Genomic DNA, 19,556 nt, shown 5'->3' on the forward strand with positions numbered 1-19,556 from the left:
ATACTTTCACTGTAACGGCCGTCGGTTCCGTCGCCCGGCAGACGCGCGAACCGGCGTGCGTGTCTGCGAAGCGGTCAACGAGTCGATGGCGGGTCAGACGGGGTGTCGTCGCCGGGAAGGTCGCGCGCGTCAAGGTTCGACGCGTGCGCACCGGCTTCCAGCGACGCCAGGATGCTGTCGGCGCGCGCCGCGCGCGAGCCGATCGCCGGCCGTTCGAGCGCAAGCAATTGCAATCCCAGCAACAGGTTGAAATGCCGGATGCGGGCGGCCGGTTCGACGGCCGGTGCGGCCCGGTCGGCCGGATGCGATTCTCCGGCGCCCGTGGCGGCGCTGCGCAGCCGGGACCGCTCGACGAGCCGCGCGCGCACCGCGTCGAAACCGGTCGCGCTCGACGGGCCGAGCCAGGTGCGTGCCAGCGTGACTTCACGGGCGACGCGATACATTCGTGCATCGAGTGGCGTTCCGGGGGCCGCGGCGAGCTCGTCGCGCATCGCCAGCAACGCGTCGCAACACGCATCGGCAACGGCCTGTTCGCGCGCACCGCCGGCGTCATGACCGAGTGCGCCGGCCAGCCAGCCGGGTACCGTCGCGTCGTCGAGCAAGGCGGCCGCCGCGCGCCGCGTGCCAGGCTCTCGTTCGCGCTGCTGCTGTTGCCGGCCTTGCTGCTGTTGATTCCCGTCCTGCTGGGACGACTGCTGCTCGCCGCCGCGCTGTCCTCCGCGTCCGCCGTCACGACCGACGCGCAATCCGGACAGCGGGCTCGACGTACCCCGCCGGGTCGTGCCGTGCGGACCCCGTTGCTGCGCCGGTTGCGCGATTGCCTTGCGCGGCATCGCGAAGCGCGCGCGCTTGCCGGCGTTTTTCCGCCGGGCCTGCGCGAGGCGCGCGCGCATCCGGGCGGCCAGCTGCTTGTTCGCCAGCAGCCTCGCGCTCACGTTGCGCGCATGCGCGAACAGCGTGCGGCCGCGAAACAGCGCGGCCTGATGGCTCGCGCGCGCGTCGTCGCGTCCGTGTTCGGCGCGGGTCCGCTCGGTTTGCGCGAGCCCGTCCTGTGCGGCAGCATAAGGATTGTGCGAGATCCGGCTCATCGACATGCCGCTCCGGGGATCGTCGTGACGATGCCATTCATTGCGGCAACGCGGTGCGCATCATCTGGTTGGCGAAATGCAGGACCGAGGACGCCGCGAGCGGGGCCACGATGATGATCGTGATCACCACCGCCACGAGCTTCACGCCATGCGGCAAGGTCTGGTCCTGCATCGACGTGATCGCCTGCAGGAACGAGACGGCGAGCCCGACCGCGGCCGCCACGATGACGACCGGCAGCGAGCAGTAGAGGCACAGCAGCATCCCCTGGGCGGCGGCGCCGATCAGCGCGTCGATTTCCATCGAGAATTCCCGTAAGCAAGCATTCGATATCGATTGCGGCGCGCTACCGGTAGGTCAGCACGAGGCCGTGGATCAGGGTCGACCAGCCATCCATCACGACGAACAGCAGCAGCTTGAACGGAATCGCGACGTTGGTCGGCTGCACCTGGTTCAACCCCATCGCGAGCAGCACGTTGGCGATGATCAGGTCGACCACGATGAACGCCACGTAAAGCAGGAAGCCAATCTTGAACGCTTCCGTGAGCTCGGTGAGCGTGAACGCGGGCGCCAGCACGAACAGGTCGGTGTCCTTCAGTTCGCTCGCGACATCCTTCGGCCAGACCATCGCCGCCGACCGGACGAAGAAGCGCCGCTCGCGCTCGTGCGCGTGGGCTTCGAGGAATTTGCGGAACGGTTCGCGCGCGGCGCTGAACGCCTGCATCACCGCCTGCGAACTCGATGCGCCCGCGACCGGGTCGCTCGGCAGGTTGCGCGACGCGGCGATCGCGACCGGCGCCAGCACATACGCGGACACCAGGATCGCGATGCCGTTGAGCACCATGTTCGGCGGCACCTGCTGCACGCCGAGTGCGTTGCGCAACAGCCCGAGCACCACCACGATCTTCATGTAGCAGGTGACGACCATCGCGATGAACGGCACGATGGTGATCGCGATGACGACGAGCAGCAGCCCGGTGAGGTCACTGTACTGAACCATCGCCGTGCGCCATCCGCAGGATTCGAACGCCGAGACGATCGGCAACCGCGATCAGCTCGCCATGACCGATCGTCTGTCCGTGGGCCACCAGCCTGATCTGTGCGTCGGACACGCGCGTATCGAGCTCGATCACGTAGCCCGGCCGCAGCGACGACAGTTGCGCGAGCGGCAGCGCGACGCTGTCGAGTTCGAACTGCACGGGCAGGTCCAGCTCGCCGATGTCGACGGGGTCGTCCTGGAAATCGTCGGCGAGCGGCGGGTGCGCGTCGTCGGGGTAGTGCAGATCGTCGGTCATGACGGGGTCCTCGCTGATGACAAGCCGGCTGCCGTCGATTTCGACGCCGGTGCAAAGCCGGGTCAGCCCCGGCGTCCCCCACGCGGCGCGCGCGAGAAATGTGTCGCCCCGGGCCAGCGCGGTTTCGACATGCGTCGGCATCGTGCGCAGCAATACGTCGCCGGGGCGCAGCGCCTCGAGCGCGGCGATCGCGATGCGGCGCGCGCCGATCGTGATGCGGCCCGGGATGCGCAGCAGCGGATGGAGGCCGCAGGTGGAGCCCGGTCGCGCATGCGGCGCGTCCTGCGCCGGAGCGTCGGAGGAGCGGCCCGCCTGCATCGACGACAGACGCCGTTCGAGCAGCGCGAGCGTCGCCGCGCCGATGTGCAGCGTCGCGTCGTGACGGTATCCGTCGACCGTGACGGCCACCTCGGCGACGAGTCGATCGGCATCGGTGCCGGTGCCGGGCGCGTTGCGGCCGGCGTGCTGCTGGCCGTGCCGCGCGGCGGCCGCGCCGCCGGTTCGCAGCACGTCGGCGACCCGGCACGTGCCGATACCGGTTTCGAGCAGACGCTCCGTGAGTGGCGCCAGCAGCACGCCGGCGATCGATTGCCGCAGCGCCTGGACCGTGCCGGCGGCCGACCCGCGCGAATCGGACGCGAGCGCCTGCAATGCCGGATAGCGCGCCAGATCGACATCGACCGCGAGGCTTCCCGTGACATGGGCGAGAACGATCCGGCCCGGTTCGTCGCGATGCGTGTCCGGATCGGCCGCCCGCGGCGCGGGTGTCAGCCGCCATCCGGTAACGCCGCCGAATTGCGCGACCAGCGCGTCGACACGCGCGTCGAACAGCACCCGGCTCGCTTGCGCGGCGGCCGGCGTGATCCGCGACAGGCCGCGTGCAAGCGCATCGGCGGGCAGCGCCGGCGCACGGGCGTCGGTTGCGGCAAGGGCGGGCGGCCGCTGCGAAGCGCCGCCGGTGATGCCGTCATTCAGCAATGCCGTTTCGTCGAGCACGATGCGATCGAGGGTTGTCCGTTCAGGCGGTGTCGGAGTGTTCGTCTGCAGATGTGCCGCAAACGAGCCGCGCTTCATGTCGCGTCACCCGATGACGATCTCGATCTGCCGCGGTTCGCCCCATGCGTCGAGGAGTCCGGTCAGTTCGCGATCCAGGAGGCGACTGTGTTGCCAGAGTAGCTGTCTGCTCGACGGGTCTTGCGCGTCGAAACGAAGCTGCAGACAGAGAGGCGAAAGCGACAGGTACAGCGTCGTGTCCGGCAGCACCGCCGGGTCGAGCGGCAGGCACACATCCCAGCTGCCCGATTGCGCGATCGTCCGGTTCGCGCAGAACTCGGCGATCTCGCGCGCGATATGCGCGGTCAATTCGATGAACCGGTTCTGTTGCCGGTAGACGGCGTCGACGACCGGCGCGCTGGCCGCGCCGATCCGCTCGGCCAGCGAGGCGCCTGCGCGCGCATCGCCTGGCGCATCGCCGCGGGTATCCTCGTCGGCACCGGAATCCGGTGCGTCGTACGCATCGTGCCCGTCGTCTTCGGATGCCGCGCCGCCCACGCGCGGCACGGCACGCCGGCGCAGCAGCGCCGCGTAATCGAAGCGGCGCGCGCGGCGCGCACCCGGCGCGTCGACAGGGTCGGTCGCGGGCGGGATGATCCGGGCGGGACGGTGGATCCTGGACATCGCGCGTTACAGCATCACGCGGCCGAGCGGCTGCAGATCGACATGCGAGCCCAGCTCCTGATACGAGTAGACCGGCAGCCAGCCGAGCTGCGCTTCGATCATGCGCCGCACGTAGCGCCGGATATCCATCGACGTCACCAGCGCAACGCCCGTGCGCGGCACCGGGCCGACGAAGGACTGGATGCTGTCGACCAGGAACTTCGCTTCTTCCGGCGGCAGCGCCAGATAGTTGCCGGTCGGCGTCTGCTTGATCGCCTGGCGAATATGCTGCTCGACCGGCATGTCGAACAGCACGGCCGGCAACTGCTTCGCGCCGTTGGCGGCACGATGCGCGAGGAAGCGCGACAGGTCGCCGCGCACGTATTCCGTGAGCATCAGCATGTCCTTTTCCTTCGGCCCCCATGCGATCAGGCTTTCCATGATGTTGCGGGCGTTGCGGATCGACACCTGCTCCTCGAGCAGGCGCCGGAGCACGTCGGCGATCCGCTGCGGCGGCAGCACCTTCTGCACTTCGGCCACGAGCCCCGGGTATTCGCCACCCATCTGGTCGAAGATGTACTGCACCTCCTGGACGCCGACGAACAACGCCGCATGCTGCCGCAGCAACGCGACCGACGCATGCGCGATCAGCTGCTCCGCGCGCCATACGCGGGTCTTCGCGGGCACCGACTTTTCGTCGATCCAGTAGGTTTGCGGGCCGTTCGCGACGAGCGGCATGCCGACGTCGCATTGCGCGATCATCGCGCTGGCGGCTTCGTTGTCCACGGTCTGCGGATCGCCGGGTTCCGGTCCGCGCGCGGCCGCCGCGCCGAGATCGGGCAGCATCACCTTGCCGGCCGGCAGGTCGAGCGACAGTTGCGGCACGTCGTGCATCAGGAATTCGCAGCTCGACGGCGGCACGCGGTCCGACACCCAGATCGTGATGCCGGGAAACGGCAACCCGAGTTCCTCCTGCAACAGCGCGCGCTCGGCTTCGAACGCGCGGTCGAGCGCCGGCTGGTTGATGCGCACGACCAGGTCGGCGGAAATGCGCACGCCGAGCGGCGCGGCGAACGCGGGCGCCTGCGGCAGGATCGCGGGCGAGACCGTTTTCGCGCCGGCCCGCTGCATCGAGCCGAGCGGTTCGTCGACGGACGCGCCGCGCGACGGCTTGCGCTTGCCGAGCCGGTATGCGGCGAAGCCGAGCGCGCCCGACAGCAGCAGGAACAGCGGCCACGGAAAGCCCGGCACCGCCGCGAAAGCGAGCAGCAACAGCGACGCGAACGCCAGCGCGCGCGGGCTGGCCGCGAGTTGCCGGCCGATCTCGGCGCCGAGCGACAGCGATTTGCCTTCGCGCTCGTCCGACACGCGCGTGATCATCACGCCGGCCGCGACCGACAGCAGCAGCGACGGGATCTGCGACACCATCGCGTCGCCGATCGACAGGATCGAGAAACGGTTGGCCGCTTCGCCCGCGGTCATCCCGTGATACGCGACGCCGACCGCGAGGCCGGCCACGATGTTGACGACCGTGATGATCAACCCGGCAATCGCATCGCCCTTGACGAACTTCATCGCACCGTCCATCCCGCCATGCAGCGCGCTTTCGAGCGCGAGCGTCGCGCGCTTGTGACGCGCTTCGTCGGGCGTCAGGTTGTTCGCGCGCAGGTCGGCGTCGATGCTCATCTGCTTGCCGGGCAACGCGTCGAGCGTGAACCGCGCGCCCACTTCGGCAACCCGTTCGGAACCCTTCGCGATCACGATGAACTGCACGACCGTGATGATCACGAACACGACGATCCCGACGACCAGGTTGCCGCCGACCACCAGCTGGCCGAAGCTGTCGATGATGTCGCCGGCCTCCGCGTGCAGCAGGATCGACTTGGTCGACGCGATGTTCAGCGACAGGCGGTACAGCGTCGTGAACAGCAGCAGCGTCGGAAACGCGGACAGCGACACGATGCTCGGCACGTACAGCGTGATCATCAGCAGGGTCGCGCTGATCGCGAGGTTGAGGCTCAGCAGGATGTCGATCAGCAGCGTGGGCAGCGGCAGGATCATCAGCGAGATCATCGCGACGATCAGCGCGAGCAGCGCGATTTCTCCGCCGGCGGGCAGTTTCAGCGACTTGAGCAGGGTAGCCATGTGACGTAACCGGTTGCGTGGATCAGTGCGCGTCGGCGCGGGCGCCCGCATCGGGCCGGCCGCGGGCGGTGCCGAGCGATTCGACCCAGCGCAGGATCACGGCGACCGTCTCGAACAGTTCCTCGGGAATCGGCGCGCCCAGCTCGACCTTGTAGAGCGCGCGCGCAACGGGCGGGTTGCCGACGATCGGCACGTCGGCCAGCTGCGCTTCCCGGCGCAGGCGCGCGGCCTGTGCGTCGAAGCCTTTCGCGATGATCACGGGCAGCGGGTTTTCGTCGGGCGCATAGCGCACGGCGACCGCATAGTGGGTCGGGTTGACGACCATCACGCTCGCCGCGCCAACCTTCGGCCGCGCCGGGCCGTTCGACAGTTCGCGGGCGATCCGGCGGCGCTCGCCCTTGATGACCGGGTCGCCTTCGTCCTGCTTGTGCTGGCGCTTGACCTCGTCCTTGCTCATCTTCTTGCTGCGGATGAACAGCCAGCGCTGCAGTTTCACGTCCGCCGCGCCCATGATGATGAACACCAGCGCGGCCACGCCGAACAGCTTCAGCACGATGACGGCGAGCAGCCGCGACAGTTGCGGCAGCGGCTGGTACAGCGAACCGGCCACCATCGGCATGACCGCGTCGATGGTGCGCCACATCACGAACGACACGATCAGGCCCTTGACGATCATCTTCAGCAGATCGATCAGCGTCCGCACCGAAAAGATCTTCTTGATGCCGGCCACCGGGCTGACCGCGCTGAGCTTGAACGCAACCGGCTTCATCGACACCTGGAAGCCGACCTGCGGCGCCAGCGCCACCACGGCGGCCACGAGCGCGGCCGCGACCGGCACCAGCACGGCGCCGGCCAGCCGGGCGCCCATCTGCTGCAATGCGACCGCCAGCGTGACCATGTCGTGGCCGGACGACACGAAGCCAAGCGCGATATGCAGCGACGAGCGCGTGGCGTCGACGATCATGTCGCCGCACGCGAGCAGCACGATCGCGCCGGTGGCGAGCAGCGCGCCGTCGATCAGGTCGCTGCTTTTCGACACCTCGCCGTCGCGGCGCGCGTCGCGCAGCTTCTTGTCGGTTGGCTGTTCGGTTTTCTCGTCGCTCATCGCGGGCCTGGGTCGGGATCCTGCGTCGATCATAGAGGCCGGCCCGCCGGGCTGCCGGGCAGGCACGAAGCGCTCCGTGCGCAAACGAAGCGGGCTGCGGCGGCCGGGCCGGGCCGGCGGAATGCGCATCCGGCTTCGTTTGCGCACGGAGCGCTTCGCGTCGTCCGCCGGCCACGCGGCACCCCGTTGCTATGGTGGGATGGTCCGTCGGCAACGCCACGCGTCTGCCGCAACGGCGGATGCCCGTATCCATGGAGAGTCAACGTCATGCTCAACAGCCAGCCTGCGCCGTCTTCCGCGAACGCGCTTCCCGACTATCTGCAATGCAGCCACGACGTCGTGTGCGGCCTGATCGATACCGTATCCGCCGCGCTGTTCGCCCATTTTCCGAAGGCAGCCGGCGACACGCTTGATGCCGAGCTCGTGCTGGATGCGCTGCGCGTGTTCCGCCCGGCCGTGGCGGAGATCGGCATGCTCGACGGCGTGCTGCACATCGTGCACGGACGCTGGACCGACGCGGAGCACGCACTGAGCACGGTGATCGATCTGGCGCCGGATTTCGTCTACGCAAAGGCGATGATGGCCTATTGCCTCGCGTCGACGGGCGAGCCGGGCTGGCGCCAATGGGCGCATGGCGCGCTCGAGTCGAAGCCGAACCGCGAGGCGCTGCAGCTGATACGCGCACTCGAGGCGCGCGAGGACCTGAACCACGCGATACGCGACTACCGCGGCGGCGAATTCCGGATTCCGGAGTCGTGCCAGCCGTCCCCGGTCGCCGTGCACGCCGACCCGGCACGGCAGGACGACAGCCGGGCCGCGCCGCCCGCAGCCGGCCCGCAGCTGAATTACCTGCGCGCCTGACCGATGCCGCCCCCGGCGGCGTTCCACATCGCAGAACGAGGAGGGTGAATGAGCCAAGCCATCGCAAGCCAGATGATCGACGCGGCATTGACCGATATCGCGCAGGGCGGCGACGCGGCCAGCGCCGGCGCCGCGGCAAAATTCCAGGCGCTGATGAACCAGCCGCACCTGGTTCCACCCGGCACGCATCACGACGGCGCCGACGGCGGCAGCGTGATCGCCCAGATGCTGACCACGCACGACGCGGCCGCGCAGCATGCGATGGACCGCGTCAGCCAGTTTTCGGAGCAGAGCGCCCACATGGACGTGAAGCAGGTGCTCGCCGAATCGGCCGATGCGGCAATGGAGATGTACCGCGTGCAGTTCGACTTCCAGGCGAAGATGAGCGTGGTGTCGTCGTCCCGGTCGTCGGCCGAAACGCTGATGAAGAACCAGTAGCCATGACGCGCCGGACAGGATGGAAGCGCGACGCGGCGCGGCGGGCCGGCATTGCCCTGATGGTGGCCGGCTGCGCGCTGCTGGCGTCGTGCAAGAAGGAGCTGTACGCGAACCTCAGCGAGCAGGACGTCAACGAGATGGCGGTCGCGCTGCTGGAGCGCGGCGTGAGCGCGGACAAGGCGAGCGCGGACGGCGGCAAGACCTACGTGCTGCAGGTCGAAAGCAGCGACATGGTGCGCGCGATGCAGATCCTCAGGATGCGCGGCCTGCCGCGCAGCAAGTTCGACGATCTCGGCAACCTGTTCAAGAAGGAAGGCCTGGTGTCCACGCCGACCGAGGAGCGCGTGCGCTTCATCTACGGGTTGTCGCAGGAGCTGTCGGCCACGTTGTCGCACATCGACGGCGTGATGTTCGCGCGCGTGCAGATCGTGCTGCCGAACAACGATCCGCTGGCCCAGCAGGTGAAACCGTCATCGGCGGCGGTGTTCATCAAGTACCGGCCGGAATCCGATATCGACGCGCTCGTGCCGCAGATCAAGAACCTCGTCGTGCACAGCGTCGAAGGGCTGTCGTACGACCAGGTGAGCGTGACCGCAGTCGCGGCCGAGCCGGTGGAAATCGCGGCCGCGACGCCTGCGCAGGCGCATCCGCTGCGCTGGCTCGCTGCGGGCGGCGCCGTGCTGCTGCTGGCGATCGGCGGCGCGGCGGCGGCCATGCGGCACCGCGTGCTGAAGCAGCGGCTCAAGCCGGCCGCCGACGTGCTGGGCGACCGGATCGCCGGCTTCGCGTCGCTGCGCCGCAAGCGCGGTTCGCAGGCGTGACCGTGACGTGCCGGCCGCCGTGCGCGACGGGGTGTGCCCGGTCGTGATCCTGTCTTGTCGATGAATGCGATGACCGATCTCTCGTATCGAATGGCCGCGGCCGCGCTGGCGGCGTGGCAGCGCAACGCGCGGAGCGCGCTGCAATGGGCGCATCCGTCGTGGCTGGCCGGTGCGCTCGGTATCGACGCGGCCGCGGCCGATGGGTTGGCGCGCGCGTTGGCCGCGCCCGACGGCTCAGCGGATGCGGGCAGCGGCGCTGCGATCCGCCTGCGTATGCGCGTCGATGCCTGTTCGCTGGCGCTGCTGCGCTGCGTCGGGCTGCCGCTGCCGGACATCCGGGCCGTCGTCGGTCCGGGCGCGCTGCGCGTCGACGCGTTGCCGCCGGCGACCGGCTTGCGCGTGTTGCGCATTCGCGCGCTGCGGTTCCGGCGCGGCGAGATCCGGCGGATCGTCGACAAGCGCATGCGTGCGCGCGTCGCCGAATGGTCGGGACTCGCGCTCGACCGGCTGATCGCCGAGCAGCCGGGCAAACGGCACGCGATTCCCGACATCGAACAGATGGCCGGGCGCGTGCCGGTTCCGCCCGTCACGGCAGTCGATGGCGATGCGCTCGCGCTGGAAGGGCATGCGCTGATCCGGCGCGACCTGGGTCATGCGCATTCGCCGTGCCCGTTGCTGCGTCTCGCACTGCCGGCCGACGCCCACGCGTTGCGCGCCGCGGGCGCGTCCCCTCACTGGGTCGACCGGATTCCGGCCGACCTCGACCGGCACGGCACCGACGCGCTGTTTGCCGAACTCCCTCATCTGTTGCCGGAGTACGCATGGTTATCTGGCTGAGCAAGCCGCGACAGGCCGATCCGTCAGCGGAAGAGTCGTACCCGCGGTTCGGTGCGCAGGGCGACATCCTGCCGCGTGAAACGTTCGGCACGCTGGTCGACATCGAAACGGCCTACCGGCAGGCCGGCGAGGATGCGCGCGCCGAGCTGGATGCCGCGCGCGAAGAGGCCCGGCGCATCGTCGCGGCCGGCCGTGCCGACGCGGACGCGTTGCGGGACGCCGCACGCGCGGAGTTCGCATCGGCCGCGCAGCGCGGTTTCGAGGAAGGCACCGCGCGCGGCGCGGCGGACTGGCTCGTCAACGTCGCCCAGGCAGGCAGCGACGCGCGGGCGGCGCAGGAGCGGATGCGCGCCCGCATGGCCGAGATCGTCGCCGTCGCGGTTGAGCAGATCGTGCGCAGCGAAGGCGCGAGCGCGCTGTTCGAGCGGGCGCTGTCGGCCGTCGACCGGATCGTCGAAGGCTCGACCTGCCTGCACATCGCGGTTCATCCGGACGATCTCGACGATGCGCGTGCCGCGTTCGACGGGCTCGCGAGCCGCTGGCGCGAACTCGGGCGGCCATTGCCGGTCACCGTGGCCGCGGATCGGCGGCTCGCACGCGGCAGTTGTCTGTGCGAATCCGACGTCGGCCTGATCGACGCAAGCGTGTCGACCCAGTTGCGGACGATGCGCGCGGCCATCGCCCGGGCGCTGAAGGCATCCGTGCAGGACGCCGGCGGCCCTACCGGTGACGATCCGGTTGCCGCGTACGACGACCGCAACGACGATGACGGCAACGGCAACGGCAACGGCAACGGCAACGGCAACGGCAACGGCAACGGCAACGGCAACGGCAACGGCAACGGCGACGGCAACGGCGACGGCAACGGCGACGGCAACGGCGACGGCGATGGTGATGGCGCAATGCCGGACGCGGTCGGTATGCCGGTAACGGGCGGCGCGGACGATCCGGCGCCGGCCGCGAGCGCCGGCGCGCAAGCGGAAGAGGCGGGCACATGGCGCTGACCGACCTGCCCGAAGAGGCGACGGCCCACACCGCCGGCAAGCGCATCGCCCCCGTGCGGGACACGCGGCTGCGCGACCTGACCGATGCGATCGAGCGGGAACTGCGCGCGAGCGTGCGCGTGCATCAAAGCGGCAAGATCACGGAGGTGATCGGCACGCTCATCAAGGTCGCGGGCCTCGACCTGCAGCTCGGCGAGCTGTGCGAACTGCGCACGCCGGACGGCGCGCTGCTGCAGCACGGCGAAGTGATCGGCTTCACGCGCGACCATGCGCTCGTGTCGCCGTTCGCGCGGCTCGCGCAAATCTCGCGATCGACGCGCGTCGTGGGGCTCGGCCGGCCGCTTTCCGTCAAAGTGGGCGACGGCCTGCTCGGGCGCGTGATCGACAGTCTCGGCGAGCCGATCGACGGGCTCGGCCCGCTCGGCATGGACGACGCGCCGGCGCGGCCGATCTTCGCGGATCCGCCGAGCCCGATGACGCGCCGCATGATCGAGGACACGATGCCGACCGGCGTACGCGTGATCGACGCGATGACGACCTTCGCGGAAGGCCAGCGGATCGGCATCTTCGCGCCGGCGGGCGTCGGCAAGAGCACGCTGCTCGGCATGCTCGCGCGCGGCGCGCAGTGCGACATCAACGTGATCGCGCTGATCGGCGAACGCGGGCGCGAAGTCCGCGAGTTCGTCGAGCTGATTCTCGGCCCGCACGGCATGGCGCGCTCGGTGGTGGTCTGCGCGACGTCCGACCGCTCGTCCATCGAGCGCGCGAAAGCCGCCTATGTCGCGACCGCGATCGCCGAGCATTTTCGCGACGAGGGCAAGCGCGTGTTGCTGATGATGGACTCGTTGACGCGGTTCGCGCGCGCCGGTCGCGAAATCGGTCTCGCCGCCGGCGAGCCGCCCGCGCGGCGCGGCTTTCCGCCGTCGATCTTCGCCGAGCTGCCGCGCCTGCTCGAACGCGCCGGCATGGGGGAAACCGGCTCGATCACCGCGCTGTACACGGTGCTCGCGGAAGACGAGACGGGCAGCGACCCGATCGCCGAGGAAGTGCGCGGCGTGCTCGACGGCCACCTGATCCTGTCGCGCGAAATCGCGGCGAAGAATCGCTATCCGGCCATCGACGTGCTGGGCAGCCTGTCGCGCGTGATGCCGCAAGTCGTCGCGCCCGGCTATCTCGCGGCGTCGACCCGGCTGCGCGAATTGATGGCCCGGTACCGCGACGTCGAGATGCTGTTGCAGGTCGGCGAATACCAGCCCGGCTCGAATCCGCTGTCCGACGAAGCCATTGCGAAGATCGACGCGATCCATGCGTTCCTGTCGCAGCCCACGGATCACTATGCGGACCCCGCCGATACGGAAATGGCGATGATGCAACTCGCGCAGCCCCGCGCCGGCGGCGCGTACTGATGCGCACGATCTCGCGCCGGATCGCCGCGCTCAAGCGCGCGGGCGCGCGTCGCGAGCGCATGGAGCCCGAGCTGCGCGGCGCGCTCGACGCACACCGGCGCGAGCACGCGGAACTGCAGGCGCGCGTCGAGCGCACGATGGCCCGCCTCGCGGAACTCGACGCGATCGCCGCGCAGCAGCGCGCGCGGATCGCCGGCATGATGACCGGCACGGCGCCGTTCGCGATCGACGATTTCGACGGCTGCCGCCGCTACCTCGAAGTGATCGAAACGCAGGCGCGGGCCACGCAGGCGGAACTCGACACGCATTGCGACGCGATGGCCGCGAAGGACGAACAGGTCGCGCAGGCCCGCCGCGCGATCGCGCAGAACCGCGGCCGCATCGACCTGTGCCGCACGCGCACGACGCAGCTCGAACGGTCGCTCGACCGGATCGAGCTCGACGCCGAGGACGAAGCGGCGGAAGAACTGGCGCTGGCGCGCCGCGGCCGCGCATGAACGACCAGTTTCTGCAGATCGGCCCGCAACTGGTCCAGGACCTGACGGTGCTGGGCGTGTGCTCGATCCGTCTGCTCGTGATCCTGACGCTGTTTCCGCCGACCGCCGACGGCATCCTGCAGGGGCCGTTGCGCAACGGCGTCGCGCTGATCTTCAGCCTCTACGTCGCCGTTGCGCAGCCGGCCGGGTTCGCCGGATCGCTCGCCGGCACGGGGCTGATCGTGGTCGCCGTGCGCGAAGCGCTGATCGGCACCGTGCTCGGGTTTGCCGCCGCGACGGTGTTCTGGGTCGCGGACGCCGCCGGCACCTATCTCGACAACCTCAGCGGCTACAACAACGCGCAGCTGACCAACCCGATGCGCTCGGAAAAATCGACGCCGTCGGGCACGCTGCTCAGTCAGGTCGCGATCGTTGCCTTCTGGTCGCTCGGCGGCATGGAATTCCTGTTGCAGGCGTTGTACGAGTCGTACCGCTGGTGGCCGGTAGCCGCGCAGACGCCCGTCGACATGAATTTCCTCGAGATGTTCGCGATGCACCAGACGGATACGCTGATGCAGATGATCGCCAAGCTCGCCGCGCCGATGGTGTTCGTGATGGTGCTGATCGACCTGGGCGCCAACCTGGCATCCAAGTCCGCGCAAAAGCTCGAGCTCAGCGCGCTCAGCCAGCCGATCAAGGGCGCGGTCGCGGTGCTGATACTCGCGCTGTTCTGCGGCATTTTCGTCAACCAGATCCACGATCAGCTCGATCTGCGCCTGTTCGCCAGCCAGATGCGCGCCGTCGCGCACGGAGCAGGCCCGGCTGCCCGCTAGATCCTCCGCAACGCGCCGGAATTTCAACACTCCTCAAATCGGATCGCGGCGTTAGGTTTGTTGAATGTTCAACAAATCTTCCTCGTCTACATTACTTCCATGGCGCTGTCACGCTGCACGACGTCCCGCATGAACGGGCGCGCGCGGCACGCCGGCGGCGGGTGTCGATCATCGTTTCAGGTCGATGCTCACGATAAACCGATATGGAGTCCGATATGTTTTCAAGCCTCTATTTTCCGCTTGTCTCGGTGCTCGCCTGTCACGACGCGCAGCCCGACCATCTCGACATGCTGCTCGACGGCAGGATCGCGGAGACGATGTCGTACACGAGCCGCTGCGCCGAGCAATGCGATCACGACGAGAGCGGTGCATCGGGCTGCATGCAGATCCAGGCCGATCTGCAAACCATGCTCGGCATCGACGAGGATGCGGAGGATTCGTACCGGGAAGCGCAGAAGATGATCCGCTCGTCCCGCCGCGACCTGCGCATCGCATCGTGCCGCAATGCCGGCTGGCAGGCGTTTTTCCGTCACCGGCTCGGCACCGCGATGTCGTGCTTCATGTCCATCGTCGACGATCCGAGGCTCGAACCGCGCCAGTCGATGGAAGGGCGCTTCGGCGCACTGTGCGTGCTGCTCGAACTGGGGCAGTTGCACGAGGCCGAAGGGCTGCTCGTCGAACTCGAGGTCATGCTCGATGAGCAGACCGCGAGCGGTCGAGCCGCGTTGCCGCAGCTGCCGGTGTGGCGCGAGCTGATCGATACGCTGCGTTACGACCTCGGCGTGCAGAATGCGCTGCGCACCGCGGCGCAGCTTTCCGATCACGTGTTCTGGCAGTCGGGCCTGGCGGCGCGGCCGGCAGCCGGGAAGCGCACGCACGTGCCCGATGCCGGGCCGTTTTCAGCGCTCGCCGCTCGCGTGCGCTCGCCGTTGCTGCGCAGCCGGATCGATTACCTGGATCACCTGCAGCGTCTTGCCGCCGGACAGCGCGAAGCGTCGCCGGCCGCGGTTGCGCATCTGAACTGGGCGATGGCGAACGGCCTCTATGCGTATCAGTACGCGGTGCGGATCGAGATCGCGTTCGCGAGCCTCGCCGGCGGTGCGCCGCAGCTCGCGGAAACCATGCTTGCGCCGCTCGCCGCCGACCGGCGCGCCGCGCAAGGCCGCTGGAAACTGGAGTCGCTGTACTGCCTCGCGAAGACGCGCGCCGCGCAAGGGCGCGACGCCGATGCCGCGCAGCTGTACAGCCGTTATGCCCTCGTCGCGATGCAGTGCCTGCGCGACGCGTCGGCGGTGCTCGCGCCGTTCGCGCATCGGGCGAAGCGCGTCGCCGAGCAGCTCGACGATGTCGGCGCGCGATTGCCGGCGAAGTACCGGCGCGCCTATCGCTACCTGATGGAAAACCTCGAACGCAGCGATCTGTCGGTGCGCGAGGTGGCGGCCGAGATCGGCGTGACCGAGCGTGCGTTGCAGAGCGCGTTCAAGAACAGCCTCGGCTCGACGCCGACCGAAATCATCCGTCAGAAGCGCATGGAGCGGATTCGCGCGGAACTCGAAAGCGACACCGTGCTCGGCACGCCGAGCGTACTGTTTGCCGCAGCGCGTTGGGGGGTGCAAAGCCGCTCGACGCTGGTCAACGGGTACCGGCGCCAGTTCGACGAAGCGCCGTCGGACACGCTCAAGCGCTGAATCCACCGAGGCCATGCCATCCGTGCGGGCCCGATCACCTTCAAATCAGACGGCAATCCACATGACAGTCACTTCGCGTCGCAATCCGTGGGGACGGCGCTTCGCCGCCAGCCTCAAGCTGTGCCTGGTCCTTTCGCTCGCCATCGGCGATGGCGCGCGCCCCGCGATGGCGGCCGACGTGCCGTTCCGCACGTCGGCCGTGCATATCCAGGTGGAAGGCAAGGACCTGAAAGACGTGCTGCGGGATTTCGCAGCGAGCCAGGGGGTCGTCGCGTCGGTGGCCGGCGACGTGCATGGCGCGGTATCGGGACGCTTCGACATGTCGCCGCGGCGCTTTCTCGACACGCTGGCATCGACGTTCGGCTTCGTCTGGTTCTATGACGGCAGCGTGCTGTCGATCAGCAGCGCCAGCGACGTGACGCGCCGCGTGATTCATCTCGACTTCGCCGGCACGCGGGAGCTGCGTTCGACGCTCGCGCAGATGGGGCTCGAGAACAAGCGTTTCCCGGTGGTCTACGACCCGTCGATGGGCGCGGCGCTGGTCACCGGCCCGAGCCAGTACGTCGCGCTGGTCGACAATCTCGCGTCGCGCCTCGATCAGAACGCGAACCGGCGGGTTGGCACCGAAGTGCGGATCTTCCCGCTGAAACACGGCTGGGCGGCCGACCACGACGTCGTGATCGACGGCAAGACCGTCACGGTGCCGGGCGTCGCGCGCGTGCTGGCCGACATGTATCACGCGGGCGGGGACGATGCGAACGGGAACCCGGGGCTCGGCGCGAGCGCGATGACGCCCGGCATGGAACGCCAGACGCCGATGACCGACGCGGCAGGCGGTACCGGCGGCGGCTCGCCGTTCAGCGGCGCCGGCGGCGGCGGGGTCAACCCGCCGTTGCCGGCCTTCTTCGGGCGCGGAGCGGGCAGTGCACCGCAGTTCGGTGCGCAGCCGCCGGCGCAGGGCCGCACGGCGGACGGCGGTTATGCGAACGCCGGCGGCGGCACGGGCGCGGTGCCGGCCGGCGCCGGCATGCTGCCGGTGATCAAGGCCGATCCGCGCACGAACTCCGTGTTGATCCGCGACCTGCCGCAGCGGATCGGCCAGTATCGACCGCTGATCGATCAGCTCGACGTGCGGCGGCGGTTGGTCGAGATCGAAGCGCACATCATCGAGATCGACGATACGGCGCTGCGGCAGCTCGGTGTCGACTGGCGTGCGCACAACAGCCACATCGACATCCAGACCGGCACCGGCTCGACCTCGGCCAACAGCTATGCGAACGGGCAGTTGAACCCCGTCTTCACCGGCACCGATTCGAGTGGCGGCACGCTGCTGAACGCGACACCGGCCGGCCTGTCGCTGACCGCCGTGCTCGGCGACGCCGGGCGTTACCTGATGGCGCGCGTCAACGCGCTCGAGGACAGCAATCTCGCGAAGATCGATGCCAGCCCGAAGGTCGCGACGCTGGACAACGTCGAAGCCGTGATGGACAACAAGAAGCGCTTCTATGTCCGCGTGCAGGGGTATACGTCGGGCGACCTGTATGCGATTTCGACGGGCACGTCGCTGCGCGTGCTGCCGATGGTCGTCGACGAGGACGGGAAGACCCAGATCAAGCTGCAGGTCCACGTCGAGGACGGCATGACGACACCGCAGAAGGTCGACAACATTCCGGTCATCACGACCAGCACGATCAACACCGAGGCGGTCGTGTCGCAGGGAGAAAGCCTGCTGATCGCCGGCTATCGCGTGGACAATACGTCGAACGGCGAGAGCGGCATTCCGGTGCTGTCGAAGATCCCGCTGCTCGGCGGCCTGTTCCGCTATCGCGAGAACCAGCACAGTCACATGGAACGGCTGGTGCTGCTGTCGCCGCGGCTGATCGAGTTCTGACGGCCGGCGCCGGGCGGGGCGGCACGCGCGGCCGCCCCGCGATTGCGCGATCCGGGACATTCGCTCGCGTGCTGCCGCTTCGGCTTGCTCCCTGCATGATCCAATCCGGTATGCCAACCGCCGTGTTGATTCCCAGCCATGCCGACCTCTGTCGATTCGAAGTCTTCGCCGCCGATTCTCCCGTCACAGGTTGACGACGGGAGCGAGGCCGATCAGCGTGTGAAGTCCGGCGGCGCAACCCATGCGTCGCCGCACGGGCCGCTTGGCGGCCTGACCAGGTACAAGGCGAACCTTGCCGGTCTGCCGGCCGAGATCCACCAGGCGATTGCCGGCCAGTTGCCGATGGCGGACCTGTCCAGATTGTCGCGAACCGCGCGCACACTGCATGAGCGGTTGGGCGGCGAAGTCCGGGCATTCGCTTCGTTGCGGAAGGAGATTGACGACACGTCGGATCTTGCGGGCCTGCACCGGTTGACTTCGCGCGTCGCCGCGGAAGTGGTCGGGGAGGGGAAGCCGGCCATCCGTCGGTCGCACGCGGGCGAACGGCAGCCGCTGTTCTTCGTGATCGGCGAGCGAATGTACGTGGCCCTGAAGCACATCGTCGACATGCCGCCGGAACAACGCGCCGGCATGCCGCCGGAACAACTTGCGGCGCAATTCGGGCAATACATCGCGGGTTTCAGCCAGATGCGGCCGCCCGAGCTTGCAGAGGCTGGTGTGTACTACGCGGCAGCGTCCATCGTGAACGCTTTGCCGAGAGGCGCCCAGCAAGCCGTTTTCGATCGCGCTCTCGCCGCGGCGCGCGCTTTCCCGCCGGAGTACCGGAGCCGCATCCTGATCGCGCTGACCGAGGCCACTTTCCGAAGTCCCGATCCGGTGAGCGCCGACTCGCTTCGCGATGCACGAACGAACACGATCACGCTCGCGAACAGTACCGACGGCATGGCGCCGGCCCAACTCAAGCCGATCGTCGAACGGCTCGCGAACCATTCGAAGCTCTTCCTGATGGCGTCGGAGGGCGGCGACTGGCAGTCTCCATTCAATGCGATCGTCGATGCATCGAGCCGGCTGGCGCCGGACGACCGGCAGGCGGTCGGTACCCTGTTGAACGATTCGCTCGACAAGATCGAGTCGAACATCGACCCCGCCGGCATCGACGCCGCCCGCCAGCGTCTGGCCATGCTGACGCCGCCCGCCGCCTAGGTATTGCACGCGGCCTCGCTATCGCTCGTCAGCAGCCGGGACGGCGAGGCCGCGGGCGTACGGAGCAACCGCGCCTTGGCCGGCTCGACGACCTGTTCCATGACCCGCTCGACGACCCGCTCGATCCGGTAGCCGTGCGCGTACATCGTTCGCAGGACGATGCCGCATGCGCCGTCGAGCAGCAACTTCTTGCGCAGCTTGTAGATGTGCTGCTCGAGCGTGCGTCCGACGATTTCCTCGGAACTGCCCCACACGGTCGCGGCGATCGCGCGCCGTGTCACGTAGTTGCCCTGCTGCGAGAACAGCACCCACGCGATCGCAAATTCGCGGGTGGTCAGGCGTACGCCCTTGCCGTTCATTTCCACGCTGCCGTTGCGGCGGCTCAACCGGTAGATGCCCATGCCGATCTCGTCGCCGGCCGGTTGCGGCTTGCCGGATTCCGCGGGGCCGCCGGTGAATCGATGCACCGCGAGCAGGACGCGCAGGCGCAGCTCGCGCGGGTCGACCGGCTTCAGCACGATGTCGTCGGCGCCTGCGCTCAACGCGGCGATCGCCCGGTCGTGCGCGAAGAAATCGCCGATCGCGATCAGCGGCGCGCGCCGGTCGCCGAAACACGCACGCCGTGCCAGGACCGGATGGGACGCGTCCATGCCCGCAGACGCGTCGAACACGATCGCGCTGAACTCCTCCCGATGCAACGCACGCGCCAGATCGACGTCCTCGCGATAGCGCGTGCAGATCACGTTATCGCCGACCAGGCAGGTTTGAATCAGATGAAACAACGCCGAATCGTGGGTATAGATTGCCAGTT

19 protein-coding genes are annotated in these 19,556 nt (G+C 68.7%); 11 read left to right on the forward strand and 8 right to left on the reverse strand.

The features are described 5' to 3' along the window. Positions 1 to 74: 74 nt before the first annotated feature. The 7 genes from OHZ10_RS33215 to sctU form a co-directional block, all read right to left on the reverse strand. Positions 75 to 1,088: a hypothetical protein gene (locus OHZ10_RS33215; protein WP_342706301.1), complete on the reverse strand. Its 1,014-nt coding sequence runs from the start codon at positions 1,086 to 1,088 to the stop codon at positions 75 to 77. A gap of 37 nt (positions 1,089 to 1,125) precedes the next feature. After that, entirely contained in the window at positions 1,126 to 1,389 is a 264-nt protein-coding gene (gene sctS, locus OHZ10_RS33220) for a type III secretion system export apparatus subunit SctS (protein ID WP_059241447.1), read from the reverse strand. 43 nt (positions 1,390 to 1,432) lie between these two features. Next, on the reverse strand, positions 1,433 to 2,086 hold the full coding sequence (gene sctR, locus OHZ10_RS33225; protein WP_059241449.1) for a type III secretion system export apparatus subunit SctR: 654 nt from the start codon (positions 2,084 to 2,086) through the stop codon (positions 1,433 to 1,435). Next, positions 2,070 to 3,377 (reverse strand): type III secretion system cytoplasmic ring protein SctQ, encoded by a 1,308-nt coding sequence (gene sctQ, locus OHZ10_RS33230; protein ID WP_342706302.1) that lies wholly within the window; start codon positions 3,375 to 3,377, stop codon positions 2,070 to 2,072. The genes sctR and sctQ overlap by 17 nt, the downstream gene beginning before the upstream one ends. Before the next feature lie 84 nt (positions 3,378 to 3,461). Further along, positions 3,462 to 4,058: a type III secretion system protein SctP gene (sctP, locus tag OHZ10_RS33235; protein WP_059241453.1), complete on the reverse strand. Its 597-nt coding sequence runs from the start codon at positions 4,056 to 4,058 to the stop codon at positions 3,462 to 3,464. 6 nt (positions 4,059 to 4,064) lie between these two features. Beyond that, positions 4,065 to 6,182, reverse strand: a complete 2,118-nt coding sequence (gene sctV, locus OHZ10_RS33240; protein ID WP_340625950.1) for a type III secretion system export apparatus subunit SctV — start codon at positions 6,180 to 6,182, stop codon at positions 4,065 to 4,067. Between the two features lie 22 nt (positions 6,183 to 6,204). Next, complete coding sequence (gene sctU / locus OHZ10_RS33245; RefSeq protein WP_256087803.1) at positions 6,205 to 7,287, reverse strand: type III secretion system export apparatus subunit SctU; 1,083 nt, start codon at positions 7,285 to 7,287, stop codon at positions 6,205 to 6,207. A 267-nt stretch (positions 7,288 to 7,554) separates the two neighbouring features. Here sctU and OHZ10_RS33250 point away from each other — a divergent pair, with 267 nt between their 5' ends. The 11 genes from OHZ10_RS33250 (at position 7,555) to OHZ10_RS33300 (ending at position 18,745) form a co-directional block, all read left to right on the forward strand. After that, positions 7,555 to 8,148 (forward strand): HrpB1 family type III secretion system apparatus protein, encoded by a 594-nt coding sequence (locus OHZ10_RS33250; RefSeq protein WP_059241456.1) that lies wholly within the window; start codon positions 7,555 to 7,557, stop codon positions 8,146 to 8,148. A 48-nt stretch (positions 8,149 to 8,196) separates the two neighbouring features. Continuing rightward, positions 8,197 to 8,586: a hypothetical protein gene (locus tag OHZ10_RS33255; protein WP_059241459.1), complete on the forward strand. Its 390-nt coding sequence runs from the start codon at positions 8,197 to 8,199 to the stop codon at positions 8,584 to 8,586. A 59-nt stretch (positions 8,587 to 8,645) separates the two neighbouring features. Next, positions 8,646 to 9,407, forward strand: coding sequence for a type III secretion system inner membrane ring lipoprotein SctJ (sctJ, locus tag OHZ10_RS33260; RefSeq protein ID WP_155627374.1), 762 nt, complete (start codon positions 8,646 to 8,648; stop codon positions 9,405 to 9,407). Positions 9,408 to 9,476: 69 nt separating this feature from the next. After that, complete coding sequence (locus OHZ10_RS33265; RefSeq protein ID WP_174992395.1) at positions 9,477 to 10,244, forward strand: type III secretion protein HrpB4; 768 nt, start codon at positions 9,477 to 9,479, stop codon at positions 10,242 to 10,244. After that, on the forward strand, positions 10,229 to 11,248 hold the full coding sequence (gene sctL, locus OHZ10_RS33270) for a type III secretion system stator protein SctL (RefSeq protein WP_342706303.1): 1,020 nt from the start codon (positions 10,229 to 10,231) through the stop codon (positions 11,246 to 11,248). The genes OHZ10_RS33265 and sctL overlap by 16 nt, the downstream gene beginning before the upstream one ends. Beyond that, positions 11,239 to 12,654 carry a type III secretion system ATPase SctN gene (gene sctN / locus OHZ10_RS33275; RefSeq protein WP_081052098.1) on the forward strand — a complete coding sequence of 472 codons (1,416 nt, stop codon included), beginning with the start codon at positions 11,239 to 11,241 and terminating at the stop codon, positions 12,652 to 12,654. The genes sctL and sctN overlap by 10 nt, the downstream gene beginning before the upstream one ends. Then, entirely contained in the window at positions 12,654 to 13,151 is a 498-nt protein-coding gene (locus OHZ10_RS33280; RefSeq protein ID WP_342706304.1) for a type III secretion protein, read from the forward strand. The genes sctN and OHZ10_RS33280 overlap by 1 nt, the downstream gene beginning before the upstream one ends. After that, positions 13,148 to 13,963 carry a type III secretion system export apparatus subunit SctT gene (gene sctT, locus OHZ10_RS33285; protein WP_342706305.1) on the forward strand — a complete coding sequence of 272 codons (816 nt, stop codon included), beginning with the start codon at positions 13,148 to 13,150 and terminating at the stop codon, positions 13,961 to 13,963. The genes OHZ10_RS33280 and sctT overlap by 4 nt, the downstream gene beginning before the upstream one ends. Before the next feature lie 215 nt (positions 13,964 to 14,178). Beyond that, positions 14,179 to 15,651, forward strand: a complete 1,473-nt coding sequence (locus tag OHZ10_RS33290) for a helix-turn-helix transcriptional regulator (protein WP_059242445.1) — start codon at positions 14,179 to 14,181, stop codon at positions 15,649 to 15,651. Between the two features lie 61 nt (positions 15,652 to 15,712). Continuing rightward, the gene (gene sctC / locus OHZ10_RS33295) at positions 15,713 to 17,542 is read left to right on the forward strand and encodes a type III secretion system outer membrane ring subunit SctC (RefSeq protein ID WP_174992401.1); all 1,830 of its coding nucleotides are present in this window, start codon (positions 15,713 to 15,715) and stop codon (positions 17,540 to 17,542) included. Positions 17,543 to 17,680: 138 nt separating this feature from the next. After that, positions 17,681 to 18,745 (forward strand): hypothetical protein, encoded by a 1,065-nt coding sequence (locus tag OHZ10_RS33300; RefSeq protein ID WP_342706306.1) that lies wholly within the window; start codon positions 17,681 to 17,683, stop codon positions 18,743 to 18,745. Here OHZ10_RS33300 and OHZ10_RS33305 read toward each other — a convergent pair. After that, a complete protein-coding gene (locus tag OHZ10_RS33305) occupies positions 18,742 to 19,527 on the reverse strand; it encodes a response regulator transcription factor (RefSeq protein WP_226196035.1) in 786 nt (261 codons plus the stop codon). The genes OHZ10_RS33300 and OHZ10_RS33305 overlap by 4 nt on opposite strands. Positions 19,528 to 19,556 lie beyond the last annotated feature (29 nt).

This window comes from Burkholderia arboris (assembly GCF_038723655.1).
In the GTDB taxonomy this organism is placed as follows: Bacteria; Pseudomonadota; Gammaproteobacteria; order Burkholderiales; family Burkholderiaceae; genus Burkholderia; species Burkholderia arboris.